Origin of the sequence: Pedobacter kyungheensis (assembly GCF_000812965.1) — a bacterium.
Lineage (GTDB): Bacteria > Bacteroidota > Bacteroidia > Sphingobacteriales > Sphingobacteriaceae > Pedobacter > Pedobacter kyungheensis.
The window spans coordinates 1-12886 of record NZ_JSYN01000013.1 but is presented as its reverse complement, the minus strand read 5'-3'; the positions used below and the strand labels follow the sequence as shown (position 1 = coordinate 12886).

The 12886-nt window shown below is 39.5% G+C and carries 13 protein-coding genes; 8 read left to right on the top strand and 5 right to left on the bottom strand.

Annotated features, from left to right (window positions below):
* Positions 1-93 precede the first annotated feature (93 nt).
* The gene (locus OC25_RS11650) at positions 94-465 is read left to right on the top strand and encodes a diacylglycerol kinase family protein (protein ID WP_039476089.1); all 372 of its coding nucleotides are present in this window, start codon (positions 94-96) and stop codon (positions 463-465) included.
* Here OC25_RS11650 and OC25_RS11645 read toward each other — a convergent pair.
* From OC25_RS11645 to OC25_RS11635, 3 genes are all read right to left on the bottom strand, one after another.
* Complete coding sequence (locus OC25_RS11645) at positions 454-1029, bottom strand: DUF922 domain-containing protein (RefSeq protein WP_039476087.1); 576 nt, start codon at positions 1027-1029, stop codon at positions 454-456. The two genes, OC25_RS11650 and OC25_RS11645, sit on opposite strands and share 12 nt — an antisense overlap.
* Positions 1030-1132: 103 nt before the next feature.
* Complete coding sequence (locus tag OC25_RS11640; protein WP_039476086.1) at positions 1133-1732, bottom strand: hypothetical protein; 600 nt, start codon at positions 1730-1732, stop codon at positions 1133-1135.
* Positions 1719-2216, bottom strand: a complete 498-nt coding sequence (locus OC25_RS11635) for an RNA polymerase sigma factor (protein ID WP_039476083.1) — start codon at positions 2214-2216, stop codon at positions 1719-1721. The genes OC25_RS11640 and OC25_RS11635 overlap by 14 nt, the downstream gene beginning before the upstream one ends.
* A 326-nt stretch (positions 2217-2542) precedes the next feature.
* On the opposite strand from OC25_RS11635, the gene OC25_RS11630 reads away from it, so the two are divergent.
* From OC25_RS11630 to OC25_RS11615, 4 genes are all read left to right on the top strand, one after another.
* Positions 2543-3928 (top strand): dicarboxylate/amino acid:cation symporter, encoded by a 1386-nt coding sequence (locus OC25_RS11630; RefSeq protein ID WP_039476080.1) that lies wholly within the window; start codon positions 2543-2545, stop codon positions 3926-3928.
* A 101-nt stretch (positions 3929-4029) separates the two neighbouring features.
* Positions 4030-4530: a hypothetical protein gene (locus tag OC25_RS11625; protein WP_052266160.1), complete on the top strand. Its 501-nt coding sequence runs from the start codon at positions 4030-4032 to the stop codon at positions 4528-4530.
* 99 nt (positions 4531-4629) lie between these two features.
* Positions 4630-4992 carry a BlaI/MecI/CopY family transcriptional regulator gene (locus tag OC25_RS11620; RefSeq protein ID WP_039476366.1) on the top strand — a complete coding sequence of 121 codons (363 nt, stop codon included), beginning with the start codon at positions 4630-4632 and terminating at the stop codon, positions 4990-4992.
* A 5-nt stretch (positions 4993-4997) separates the two neighbouring features.
* Positions 4998-6497: a M56 family metallopeptidase gene (locus tag OC25_RS11615; protein ID WP_039476078.1), complete on the top strand. Its 1500-nt coding sequence runs from the start codon at positions 4998-5000 to the stop codon at positions 6495-6497.
* Between the two features lie 58 nt (positions 6498-6555).
* On the opposite strand, the gene OC25_RS11610 is transcribed toward OC25_RS11615, so the two are convergent.
* Positions 6556-9216, bottom strand: a complete 2661-nt coding sequence (locus OC25_RS11610) for a TonB-dependent receptor (protein ID WP_039476075.1) — start codon at positions 9214-9216, stop codon at positions 6556-6558.
* The gene (locus tag OC25_RS26900) at positions 9213-10169 is read right to left on the bottom strand and encodes a GLPGLI family protein (protein ID WP_052266159.1); all 957 of its coding nucleotides are present in this window, start codon (positions 10167-10169) and stop codon (positions 9213-9215) included. The genes OC25_RS11610 and OC25_RS26900 overlap by 4 nt, the downstream gene beginning before the upstream one ends.
* Before the next feature lie 416 nt (positions 10170-10585).
* Between OC25_RS26900 and rplU the strand changes: the two genes are divergently transcribed.
* The 3 genes from rplU (at position 10586) to OC25_RS28230 (ending at position 12686) form a co-directional block, all read left to right on the top strand.
* Positions 10586-10897, top strand: coding sequence for a 50S ribosomal protein L21 (gene rplU, locus OC25_RS11600; RefSeq protein WP_039476071.1), 312 nt, complete (start codon positions 10586-10588; stop codon positions 10895-10897).
* A gap of 51 nt (positions 10898-10948) precedes the next feature.
* Complete coding sequence (rpmA, locus tag OC25_RS27335) at positions 10949-11365, top strand: 50S ribosomal protein L27 (protein WP_082018584.1); 417 nt, start codon at positions 10949-10951, stop codon at positions 11363-11365.
* Between the two features lie 460 nt (positions 11366-11825).
* Positions 11826-12686, top strand: coding sequence for a hypothetical protein (locus OC25_RS28230; protein ID WP_039476068.1), 861 nt, complete (start codon positions 11826-11828; stop codon positions 12684-12686).
* Positions 12687-12886: the final 200 nt, after the last annotated feature.

Below are 12886 nucleotides of genomic sequence, written 5' to 3'. Positions count from 1 at the left end.
TTAGATCTCTCCACGCCTGTACGGGTAGGCATTCCGCTGCGCTTCAGTCGAGATAACGACTATCTTTATTGCTATTAGTATAAATTTAAAACAATGGACAATCAGAAATTCTCAATTACAGATCGCATTAAAAGTTTTAAATATGCTTTTCATGGCATAAAATTGTTTTTTATTAACGATCATAACGGAAGGGTTCATCTTTTTGCGGCAATTATCGCTATTGGTCTTTCTTTTTACCTTAAACTTTCTGCTTTAGAATGGATTGCTATTTTAGGCGTTATCTCCGCGGTTATTGTCGCCGAAATTTTAAATGCTGCGATCGAGAAACTGGCTGATGTAGTTTCGCCTGCCATTCATCCTAAAATTAAAATAGTAAAAGACCTTGCTGCAGCTGCAGTTTTAGTAGCTGCATTTTTAGCAGTAGCCGTTGGTGCCATTATATTTATCCCGAAATTATTTTTGTGAGGCCAGTGTAGCCGTTCTCGATTCCTCCATTTTATCCTCGATAATACGATCCCAGCGGGCCTGCATTTTGTGATTGCTACCATGCTCGGTTTCTTCGTCGTAATTACGCTGCATGGTATCAAAATACTCGCTAATCTGGTTAGCCAGTTCCGATATTTGCGCTTTATAATTGTTAACCGAATAATTGCGGTTTTTCAGCACCCTTTCTGCCTCAGAAAGTAAAATATACTGGATATTTACGTGGCCCTGTTCGTGGTGCAGTAAACTCGCCCTGATTTCGGGATCTTTAATTTTATCCCATTTTACCCAGGAGCGGGTTTTATCTATCCGTACCTCATTTTTGAGATTAATCACCACCCGATTGCGATACACTGTACTGTTGTAGCTATACTCCCAGGTCATGGCTGTTAAGGCATAAAATGGCGAACGCTCATCGGCTTTGCCTTTAAAATACGTTTCCCAGTTCAGTTGTACGGGCTGCGTAAAATCTTGCTTAAAGGCAAAAGAAAAGGGGAGGATCAGCAGCGCGAATATCGGTATAATCAGTTTTTTCAGTGTTGTCATTTTTTCAACGGTGTCGTAACCCCATTATTTGTCGCCTTAGGGGCTGGTCAAATCATCAGGATTTTGTGTGTTGAATTTTACAACGAAAAAACCGTGCCTAAAATTACTCAGGCGTAGAAATCTGACCGCTAATGCGCTCAAATTTTTCAATCAGCAAGGCAATCCGCTCTTTTTCTCTTTTCATTACAGCTTTACGTAAAATAGTCGAGCAGAAAATCATCCATAGTGCGGTTAAACCTACGGCAATTACTTTTTGGGCGGTGTTAAAATGTGCCAGTATTTCTACGAAATAAAATATCAGACCCAAAGAAAGTGCAATTACGTAAAACCAGTAAAGCGAGTTGTACAATTTGTAACGGTTTAACTGGTAGGTTTTTAAGTTGTTTAAAAACTCGTTTGGATGGGCAGTGAAATCGTTTTTCGCAATCAGGCGGTAATCACGGTAAAGGATTAAAGTATACACACCAATGGCAATAATGGTAATGCTAATGCCTACGTGTGTGGTCCACGATTCGAAATGGAAAAATATCCATAAGGCGGCAATGGCGATGAAAGACAGCAGCATACCCCCAATGTTTAAGGCCGATTTCAGCTTCAAACCATTTACCTCTTTTTTAGCTTGTTGCAGCATTTCATCGGCAGAAACCTTAACTTCAACCTCGTGCTTTTGCCACAATTCCTGTATTTGATCAAACGCTTGCATACTGGCTATATAATTCTGTTAATTTTTGTTTAATACGGTGAATTTTTACCCTCAAATTGCCTTCGCTTATGCCCGATATATCGGCAATTTCGTGGTATGGAAGCTCATCAAGTACCATGGTTATAATTAAACGGTCATTCTCTTCAAGTTTAGAAATGCATTTATAAAGCAGGGCTACCTGTTCGTTTTTCTCCGAAAATTCTTCTACTTTATTTTCAATGATGTTATCCGTTAATTCGTCTTTAGCCTGTCTCTTTTCCGATCTCAGGTAAGTTAAACAGGTGTTTACTGCGATGCGATAAATCCACGTAGAAATCAAAGATTTGTTGCGGAATTTATCCAGATTCTGCCAGACCTTTAAAAAAGTTTCCTGTAAAAGATCATTTGCAGCGTCGGTATCGCCGGTATAACCATAACATAAATGGAATATTTTTTTGGAATTCGAATCGAAGATCTGCTTAAATAACTTGTCTTTTTGTTCCATTTAGGGAATTATAGTTGCGTTTTAGATGATGGTGCACTTTTTTTGTTACACGAGAATACGAAAATAATATATTTTTTAATGGGATTGAGTTAAAAGTTATAACCACACCCGCCCAGCCGGTCAGGAGGGGATGTACACAGATAAACAAAGATTTTTACATCTGTGTGTATCCTTTTTATCTGTGGTTAAATTATTTCTGCTTGCTTATACGGACTTAACTCAACGACATTGATCTATTTTTTTAACACCTCCCGATATCAAAATTTGTTACAAGCGGTAAATATCGTAGTTTTACCGAATTAAGAGTGCCACAAACTTTTTTATTCATGAAGAAAAACAAACTCACGCTTTTTATTTTCATAGCGCTGATTGCAGGTATTGCACTGGGCTATATTTTAAACGTAAACTCCATCAATGTTTACAACCAGAATATCCTGAATGCCGATGCAAAGGTTAAGAGTATAGAGGTAAGCATTGCCAAAACCACCGATACTACTACCGCAATTTATACCCAACTTAAAGCAGATAAAAAAGCTGCAGCCAAAATCAAAAAGGAAAATGAGGGAATAAGAGAGAAAAAACTGGAGTTTTTTACCCTTTTGAGCGATATTTTTCTGCGTTTGATTAAAATGATCGTTGCACCACTGGTATTTACTACCCTTGTTGTCGGGGTAGCCAAAGTAGGCGATATTAAAGCTGTAGGGCGTATTGGTGGTAAAACACTGGGCTGGTTTTTAACCATGTCACTCATGTCGCTCGTGTTAGGAATGATTCTGGTGAATTTGTTTGAGCCAGGTAAGCACATGAAATTATCGCTGCCCGATCATCTGGTTGATACTGGTATCCAAAAGGCGGCCATGAGTGTTAAAGATTTCATAGCACACGTATTCCCAAAAAGTATTGCCGAATCGATGGCTACCAACGAAATTTTGCAAATTGTGGTATTCTCCTTGTTTTTTGGTGTAGCTACGGCAGCCATTGGCGATATGGGGCAGATCGTAATCAAAGCTTTTGATGCCATTGCACACGTAATTTTAAAAATGACTGGTTATGTGATGAATTTTGCTCCGCTTGCTGTTTTTGGCGCCATGACCGCCATTATTGCCAAGCAGGGTTTAAGTGTTTTAAATACCTATGCCATTTTTATTGGCGAGTTTTATTTTGGTTTGGCCATTCTGTGGGGATTACTAATCTTCCTGGGCTTCCTGGTGCTGAAAAAACGTATTTTCCGCCTGGTAAACGATATGAAAGAGCCGGCAGTACTGGCTTTTAGTACGGCAAGTAGCGAAGCGGCTTATCCTAAAACCATGTTATTGTTAGAGCGGTTTGGCTGTAAAGATAAAATTGTAAGTTTTGTGCTGCCATTGGGTTACTCGTTTAACCTGGATGGATCGATGATGTACATGACCTTTGCCTCTTTGTTTATTGCGCAAGCTTATGGCATTCATTTAGGTTTTGAGCAACAAATTTCGATGCTGTTAATCCTGATGTTAACCAGTAAAGGTATTGCCGGTGTACCAAGGGCATCGTTGGTGGTGATTGCCGGCACCATTGCCAGTTTCAATATTCCTGAAGCAGGTTTGGCACTGCTAATCGGTATTGATCCGCTTTTGGATATGGGCCGTTCGGCAACCAACGTGGTGGGTAACAGTATCGCAACCGCAGTGGTAAGTAAGTGGGAAGGTGAACTTAAAGATGTTCAGGAAGCTTAGATTGATTGCTTTGAGTCAAAAAGATGCAATCATTCAAAAAAATGATGGCCCTTTCACTAAATAATTCAGTAATTCGTCCATTCAATAATTAAATATAAAAAGTGTCAAGCAGAGGAAAAAAAATATTCTTAGCCATTACCATCATCGTGCCGATGATCATTTATTGTTATATCTATTATAAACCGATTATCCAGAATGCGCCTTTCCGAAAAAAGGATTTTGTATCTATGGAGTACAAATGGGGCATTAAAGATACTTTAGAAAATCACTACAATTCTGCCACGGGCGAATATCAGTACCTTAATGGCGCTGATTCGGTAATTAAGAAAAAAATATTTTTAAAGAGCGACGATATTCTTTACATGCACGGCAAAGCCAATGAAATTGGTTTGTGGAACTTTCCGGATACCATTGGAAAGAAAAGCGAAAAATCAATGCGTGTGCCGCGTTATGATTTATTGTTTAAATACAAGGAAAAAACAAAGCATGTAATAATTTATGGCGATTTTGATGGCAACCCCAAATTGCTTGATGCTGCGGTACAAATGCGTAAAGTGATCGATCAAACTTTGCTGCAGGCTGAAAAAAGAAGTGCAAAATAAAATATTGATTCAATATCAAAAGGAAAAGACCTTAATCTAAGCAGATTAAGGTCTTTTTTGTTTAGGATGTTTTCGTATATTTACGATATATTCGTAAGTATGGAAAAATTAACATTGCAGGAAGAAGAAGCGATGCTGGCTGTTTGGCAGGTTGGGAAAGGCTTTATTAAAGATTTTATGGATGTACTGCCCGAGCCTAAACCACCTTACACTACACTGGCTTCAACAATTAAGAACCTGGAACGTAAAGGTTATCTGGTAAGCGAGCGTTTTGCCAATGCCAACCGCTACAGTGCAAAGGTTAAGGAAGTGGAGTATAAAAAGCGTTTCATGAGCGGTTTTGTTAATAATTATTTTCAAAGCTCGTACAAAGAGCTGGTTGCTTTTTTTGCTAAGGATAAAAAGATCAGTGCCGAAGAACTTAAAGAGATTATAAATTTAATAGAGAACCCCGAAAAGTAAAGGCTATGCCACATTTCTTTCTCATTTTATTGAAAATTAACCTGGTGCTGATTTTGTTTTCGGCTACCTACTACTTGGTCTTGCGCAGGCTTACCTTTTATTCGCTTAACCGGGCTTTTCTTGTATTTGGAATTATCTTTTCTTCTGCGTACCCTTTTATCAATCTTACCGGGTTTTTGGCTGACCATAAAGCTATACCTGCGTTTGTTCCCGGGCTGAACCAGCAGGTAAGCCAGCTGGTAAAACAAGATGCCGTTTCGGTAGTGTGGCAAGTACTTACCCTGCTTTTTTATGTGGGCGTGGTGCTGATGGCGCTGCGTTTACTGGTGCAGTTTATTTCCCTGTACCGTATGCACCAAAATTCTTCGCCCGATAGTTTGAATCAGTATCCGGTAAGAATTTTAACCGATGAGGTAAGTCCTTTTAGTTTCTGGCAAACCATTTACATTAATCCGGGGCTGCATAAGCAGGAAGATTTGCCGAATATTTTGGCACACGAGAAAGTGCATGTAGAACAATGGCATACGCTTGATATTATCCTGGCCGAAATTTGTGTGGTTTTTTACTGGTTTAACCCGGGCGTTTGGCTGATGAAAAAAGCCGTACGCGAAAATATAGAGTTTATTACCGATGCCCGCATTTTAAAGAAAGGGATCGATAAAAAGGCCTATCAGTACAGTTTGCTCGATGTGGGTACTTTACAGGCTTCGGTTGCTATTGTGAACAATTTCAGTTTGTCTGATCTGAAAAAAAGAATAAAAATGATGAATGCAAGGCGCTCATCGAAGGTGAATTTAACACGTTACATGCTTGCTTTACCTGTTTTGTTGTGCATTACCTTAGCTTTTACTATCGATAAAAAAGCCGTTCAAAAAAGTTTTGTCCCTTTAACTAAAATGGTGGTAAATGTGATCCCGCATAAGGAAGCTGAAACTATTGCGGAAGCCAAAATAAAATCAAAAATCAACAAAAAAAGAAAGACTAGATTGCCGCTGGTTAAAAAGGACACCGCTACCAGATTTACCTTTGTTTTTAGGTCTAACGATCAGGCAGGCGATACTGTACAGCACCGCGTGGCGGAAGTACTGAAAAAAATGACAGGCAATGTTAAATTCGATTTTAAAACAGATGGAAGTTTAAGTAAGCGAACTTTTGTGAAACATTTTACTTTAACCGATTCAGTGCCAACCAACGAGAAAATTGAACAAATGATGCTTGCTGACCAGGCCAACACGGGCTTTGGGAATGTTGCTGATACCAAAGGGAAAAAAATAACTGCCGTTTTTATCATGAAATCAACCGTAAATACGAAAGAAAACAATGAAGGCGGAAAAGATAAACCAGCAGCAAAAGAATCATCGGTTACCAGTACGAGTTATTATCTGAATGGAAATAAGGTGAGCAAAGCAGAACTTGATAAGTTGAATCCCAATATGATTATGGATTTGAAAATGGATCAGAAAGGACAATTTATCCAGATTAATACCAAGCCTTCGGCAAATTAAAGTTGTCAACTTTAATAGCAAGAATACCAGAAAGTTGACAACTAATGCAATTGATTGATTAAAAATTAAAAGTAGCCTTTAGCATCGCTACACGCCCCGGGATAGCATAAGTGCCGGTAGTGAGGGAGTTTGCCGAAAGGTAAATGGCATCAAAGCTTTTAATATTGGTAAGGTTGGTTATTCCAAATTCAATATCAGTCTTCATTTTTAACCATTTGTAACGCATATTCGCATCAGCAAAAAGGTACTTCAAATCAGGTTGCGAAGATTGCCGGGTTAAAAGGTGCTCGGCAGATAAATTTAAATACAGATTTCTAACCGTGGTAATGGCTAAAGCAGACTGTTGCCTCAATTGTTTAAAATTGGTTTTTATTCCGTCGGCTACCATGGCTTTATTGTCGGTAATGGCAAAATTAGCCGCGTACGACCAGTTAATGAAGTTGGTGAGCTTCGCTTCAATGCCGACTTTGTAAGCCACGGTTTGTGTGTTAAACGGTAAAAGTGCATCGTTCTGCAGCTGGCTGTATTTGCTTTGCGCAAAACTTACGCCGGCATTTACAGTGCTTTTTAAGCTAAACAGGTATTTGCTTGCATTTGCGGCTAAAGAGAGACTGCGGATGTGGTTGTTTAGCGGCAGTACAATTTTCTGCTGAATGTTGTTGCTTAAGTTGTAGGCCGAAATGGTGCTCAGCTCAGTATCACTGTAATTAGCCGTTACGTTCGCAAACAACATCTGCATGGCTTTTCTAAAATTAAAACCTGCCCCAATATTATGCGATTTGGATTCGGCAATGGGTGCATCGTTCGAAAATAACGAGCGATAATTCTTTAAGATGGTACCCCGGTAAACATCGTTAATGCCGCCCAGATCGTTTCTGAAATTATAATTTGCCGTAACGTAATTTTCGGTACTGGTTTGGTATTTTATATTAAGCCCCGGGTTGATAAATAGTTTATTCAGGTCGTTATCCAGTTGATTAGTTGCATCACTATAGTTAATATGGTTGTAGCTTAAGGGCAAGCTCAAACCGGCCTTTAACTTATCGCTGGTATATTCGTAAGTAGCTTCGGTGTAAAGTTTGGTTTTAAGCCAGTCGAGATCATTTACTGTGCTGCCTGTAACTGGCTCTGTTTGCTGGTTGTTTTGTGTGCGGTAGAGTTCCGAGTTAAGCTGTTGCTGTTGCACATTGAAACCTGCTTTATAGGTTTGCACAAAATTGTTTTTAACGAAAGCGAACGATACATAGTTGTTGGTGTACCAGGTTGGGAGTTTAATATACTGCGTTAAACCCAGATAACTGTTCCCATTATTCAAGATGTCGGCATTTAAACCGGGGGTAATATTTAGTGTTTCTGGTTGTGTGGTGCGGTTTAAGTAGGAGTAGAGGTTAATCACATCCTCCGATTTTAACTTTTTGCGGTAATTAAATTCGTTCGACAAATCGAAGGTTTCCTGTTTAAGCACCTGGTTGGCCGCTACGTTGTTAATTACAAAACCAGAAGTAGTTTTGAAAGGCGCATACTCCACTACCAGATTATTATTCAGGTAGTATTGCTCGGCATTGCCGTTTAAGTTAAACTGCGCCCTCAGCTTTTGTGGATTAATACCATTGTTTTGTGTTTCGGCATACCGTATAGTTTGACCTGGAAGATAAGTTTCCGAAAATTTATTGTATTCCTGGCGTCGCTCGTCATACAAATAGGAAATATTGGCCCTTAATTGCAGGTCTTGATTAAACTTGTACAAATTGTTCAGGTTAATCAATCCTGCTTTATTAAAAAGGTACCTGCTTTGCGGTAAAGATGGCACTCCGGCAGCACCTGTTGAGAGCAGTCCGTTAGGTTTATCGTTATCCAGTTTCTTTAAATAATCAGAAAAATTGTGTGCAATAAGGTCGCCACCCGGGTCGCTGCCAATGTTATTGCCCTTAATGTTGTTAATAAACTTTAGCTTTTTGTTAAACAGCATGGCTGTCAGGTTTTCGTCAAAACGATTGGGCATGCCTGCGCCCACAGTAGCATCGCCCATTACTTTAAGTTTGGCTTCATCTTTAATCACCAGGTTCAGGGCAACATCATCGCTCATATTATTTTTGCGCATCATTTTAACAGGCTGATCATTTTGGATTACCTGTACCTTATCAACTGCCCCATGCGGGATACTTTTAGTGCCAATATTGTATTTGTCATCTAACAAATTGTCGCCATCCACATAGAGGTTCGAAATCGATTTGCCATTGTAGCTGATTTTACCATCTTCGGCAACTTCCACACCCGGCATTTTTTTTAGCACATCGCCAATGCTTCTGTCTTGTTTATCAGCAAAATCAGCTGTACGGTAATTTAAAGTATCGCCACGGGCTGTTAACGATGGCCTGTTTTTAACGTTAACTGTTTCTAATGTGGTTTCGCTGGACTGCAAAGTCAGGTCGTAGTTTTTAGCCAGATCAGTTACCGTGGTAATCAGTTTTTTATAACCAATGCTCGAAGCTTCAATTTTGTAACCTGCAATCTGGTCGTTTTTGAGCACCATACTAAAAACGCCATTTTTGTTTGTACGGGTAAAATTAATGATGTTACCTTCGGCATCCTTTAAAGTTACATTAACCGATTCGACCCCTTTACCACTGGCATCTTTTACCTGGCCTTTAAGGGGCTTTTGGGCAAAAACTGAAAAAGCTGCCAGCAGCAGCCAGCAGGTTAAAACGAGCTTTCTCATTTTTTATCTTCAATTTCTATTGGGTTATTTACTTCGGCTTTAACTGCAGCTACACCTGCGGGGCGTGGTGCCTGATTCATTCTGAACGAGCCCTGCATACCATTCGCGGCCATTTGTGCCTGCATAAAACCTTGCGGGTCTTTATCGCGGGCAGCTTTAAGTTTATCCAGCTCTTTCCGGGTGGTTTTTATCGCATCGCTTGGTAGTTTAATTTCGGCTCCCAGGTAGCTCGTGTTTACATCTATGCCCATAATTTTTACCGAGCCCACTCCGCCATTTGGAGCTGCAATTTTAACATCGCCATCAGCATTGGTAGTGGCAGCTGCTTCTTTTACATTTTCAAGTCCTGCAAATTCAAATTTCACTTCTTTTTTATCGTCGTAAGCTTCTATAATTAATCCGGGCAGGCCGTTTAATTTCCACGGACCGCTTTGAAACGGAATTTCTGTAGCAAACCAGGCAATCCAGTTGCGGCCTTTAAACCGCGTTGTTGCTTTCTGGCAAGCCACCCCCGAAAAGCTCATGGTATCTTTTAGTATTTTCCAGTCAATGGTAGCGGCAGGTTCTTCAACCAGATAATTGTTAAACAGGCGTTCTTTGGTAATCATTTTATGCTCGCTGGCAAAAAAGAAATAATCTTCCTGGGTAGGTTGTGTTTTCATTTCGCTTTTCAGCTCAATTTTCACGTTGCCGTTGCCGGTTTGGTTCTTAATCTGCTCCTGTAGCTGCTGTTGCATTTTAAGTGCCTGGTTCAGTTTGTCGTAACTCGTATAAACCGATGCATTTTTACCGGTTACCAGCAGCATGTTTTCTACTTTAGGTTGATCTCTTTGAGTGGTATCTCTCACGTGTGTAAAAGTATAGCGCACCCTGGCCAGTGCTTTATCGGCTTCCTGGGCCTTTGCAGAAAATAAAATGGCCGTAGCCAGACAGGTAGTCAATATTCGTTTCATGGTATTGGGATTTAGTTGTCTATTTAATTTTCGTAAATCTACGAAATTTTCGTAATAAGATTGCGGTTTAACATTTTTTAACAGATGGCTGTTTTTTATTCAGAAAAGGAGTGTGGGGAAGCATTTGGCGGCCTGTAGTCCCGCTATTCATTACAAGCACCGCTGAAAAAGCGGAGGCTTTCCATTGCTATCGGGTTTATAAACAAAGCAAGTGCAGGATACATGACGATGCTAAAATGTTTATCTTTGCCCTTGTGAAAACTAAAGTCGGGGTGGGTAAACGGATATGGAAGGGGAGGTAATAATGGGCGGAATGTTTTATCGAAAAATATTTTCGATATCTATTTGTGTGTTAATTGAAATTGTTCTATATTTGCACCTCGTTAAATAAAAATTAAAAAACTAATATTTAAACAATGTACGCAATAGTAAATATAGCAGGGCAGCAATTTAAAGTTGCTAAAGACCAGCACCTTTTTGTACACAGATTGCAAGGAGATGAAGGCGCTAGTATTGAATTTGATAATGTATTGTTGGTTGATAACGGTGGTGCAATTACTGTAGGTGCTCCTGCAGTTAAAGGTGCTAAAGTTTCAGCTAAGATCGTATCTCATTTAAAAGGTGATAAAGTAATCGTTTTCCACAAAAAACGTAGAAAAGGTTACAAAAAGAAAAACGGTCACCGCCAGTTTTTCACTAAGATTCAGATCTCTGACATCACGTTATAATTAATTGTTAACCCAATAATCCGCTTTTAGCGGGTTACAAAATATAAAATCATGGCACACAAAAAAGGAGCCGGTAGTTCGAAAAACGGACGTGAATCGCATAGTAAGCGTTTAGGTATTAAAGTTTTCGGTGGTCAGTTAGCTATCGCAGGAAACATTTTAGTACGTCAACGTGGTACAAAACACCATCCTGATAAAGGCGTGGGTATTGGTAAAGACCATACTTTATTCGCTTTAGTTGATGGTACGGTTGTTTTCAAAAAGAAACAAGATAACAAATCATACGTTTCTATTCTTCCTATCACTGATGCAGAGATCGAAGCAGCAATCGCTAAACCAGCTGCTAAAAAAGCGGCTGCAAAGAAAGAAGTTGTAGCTGAAGTTGAAGCAGCACCTGCTAAAAAAGCACCTGCAAAAAAAGCAGCTAAAAAAGACGAAGCTACTGAAGAAGCTGCATCTGCAGAATAATTAGTACGAAATAAAATATAAAAAAGGTTCTGATGCAAATCAGGACCTTTTTTGCGTTTATAGCTTTTATTGGTCGGTTAATTGTTTAAATCGGTTAATTGGTTAACTGCGAACTACCTACAGTTAACTGGATACTGGTCATTAGTTTATTGGTTTATAGTCAATGGTTAATAGTCCAATCCAACTGAAAATTGATAACTGTAAATTGGTTTATAGCTAATGGTCAATAGTTCATAGCCTAATCTAACTGAAAATTGATAACTGAAAATTGATTTATAGTCAATGGTTGATAGTTAATAGCCTAATCCAACTGAAAATTGATAACTGAAAACTGGACATCAGTTCATTTCCCCTTTTAGATGCCCTCCCGACTTCCGACTAAATTGTTAAACCCTGTTAAATAACAAAAATTAACATTTCAGGCATTTAGATTTGGGTATTGATTTTAAAACAAATCCCCATGAATCTGAAGAAAATATCCTTATTAATTCCATTACTTATTTCAGGCAGTTTATTATACGCACAAGATGTAGAAGAGAACATCCGCATGGTAAAGCCTTTTAAAGCCGATGGTATATCGAACGAATGGAACGAACCGCTTAATCAGTATAACGATGCCACACGGCTGGCTTTTGCGCTGGCTAACGATGATCAAAATCTTTATGTTATTATCGAATCTTTAGACCCGCAAACTACCTTTAGCGTGTTAAGCGGGGGCATTACCCTAAATATTAATACAGCAGGCAAGAAGAAAGACGGGATTAAATTAACCTTTCCGCTAATGGAAAGACCGCCGATGCCCAGAGATGCTGATGGATCGAATGATCATCAAACACAGCACCATGATGAGGATAACGGGATGATGCACGATCCATCAACGATGAATAAAAGTATTCGTGTTTCGGGTTTTAAAAATATTGCTGATGGCGATTTACCTGCCGATAACCAGAGTGGCATTGAAACCGGTATGAGTATTCACCCCAATAAAGATTTGATTTACGAATTGCGTATTCCGCTGGCGCAACTGGCTGTGAATTTAGATATGAAAAAACCGCTGGTGTACAACATCAAAATTAACCAGCCGAATAAAACTGCCATGCATAGAGCAGGTAAGCCAGAAGGTGGCGGAAGAGCAGGTGGTTTCGGCGGTGGTGGTGGAAAAGGTATGGGCGGAATGGGCGGCGGCCGTGGTGGTATGGGTGGAGGAAGATCAGGAGGTGGTATGCGAGGTGGTGGCGGTGGTGAAAGACCCCAGCAAGGCGGAGAATCTGCCGCTAAATCAGCCGATTTTTGGATTAAATATAAGCTGGTTAGAGCCTGATAGTTATAAAAAAGCTGTCGTTCTATGAAGAATGGACATGCCCCAAAAAGTTAGACACTTTTTGGGGCATTTTTTATGAGTAGAAAACAAAAATATGACTATCAGTTTAAACTTGATTTAGTCAACAAGGTAATCAAAGAAGAACACTCTGTACATGAACTTTCCAATATGTATGGATTGGCTAAATCACAGTTACAATT

Coding starts and splice junctions, on each gene's coding strand:
- OC25_RS28230 (WP_039476068.1), top strand. CDS start 11,826: ATGAATCTGAAGAAAATATCCTTATTAATTCCATTACTTATTTCAGGC.
- OC25_RS11650 (WP_039476089.1), top strand. CDS start 94: ATGGACAATCAGAAATTCTCAATTACAGATCGCATTAAAAGTTTTAAA.
- OC25_RS11630 (WP_039476080.1), top strand. CDS start 2,543: ATGAAGAAAAACAAACTCACGCTTTTTATTTTCATAGCGCTGATTGCA.
- rpmA (WP_082018584.1), top strand. CDS start 10,949: ATGGCACACAAAAAAGGAGCCGGTAGTTCGAAAAACGGACGTGAATCG.
- rplU (WP_039476071.1), top strand. CDS start 10,586: ATGTACGCAATAGTAAATATAGCAGGGCAGCAATTTAAAGTTGCTAAA.
- OC25_RS11645 (WP_039476087.1), bottom strand. CDS start 1,029: ATGACAACACTGAAAAAACTGATTATACCGATATTCGCGCTGCTGATC.
- OC25_RS11620 (WP_039476366.1), top strand. CDS start 4,630: ATGGAAAAATTAACATTGCAGGAAGAAGAAGCGATGCTGGCTGTTTGG.
- OC25_RS11610 (WP_039476075.1), bottom strand. CDS start 9,216: ATGAGAAAGCTCGTTTTAACCTGCTGGCTGCTGCTGGCAGCTTTTTCA.
- OC25_RS11635 (WP_039476083.1), bottom strand. CDS start 2,216: ATGGAACAAAAAGACAAGTTATTTAAGCAGATCTTCGATTCGAATTCC.
- OC25_RS26900 (WP_052266159.1), bottom strand. CDS start 10,169: ATGAAACGAATATTGACTACCTGTCTGGCTACGGCCATTTTATTTTCT.
- OC25_RS11615 (WP_039476078.1), top strand. CDS start 4,998: ATGCCACATTTCTTTCTCATTTTATTGAAAATTAACCTGGTGCTGATT.
- OC25_RS11640 (WP_039476086.1), bottom strand. CDS start 1,732: ATGCAAGCGTTTGATCAAATACAGGAATTGTGGCAAAAGCACGAGGTT.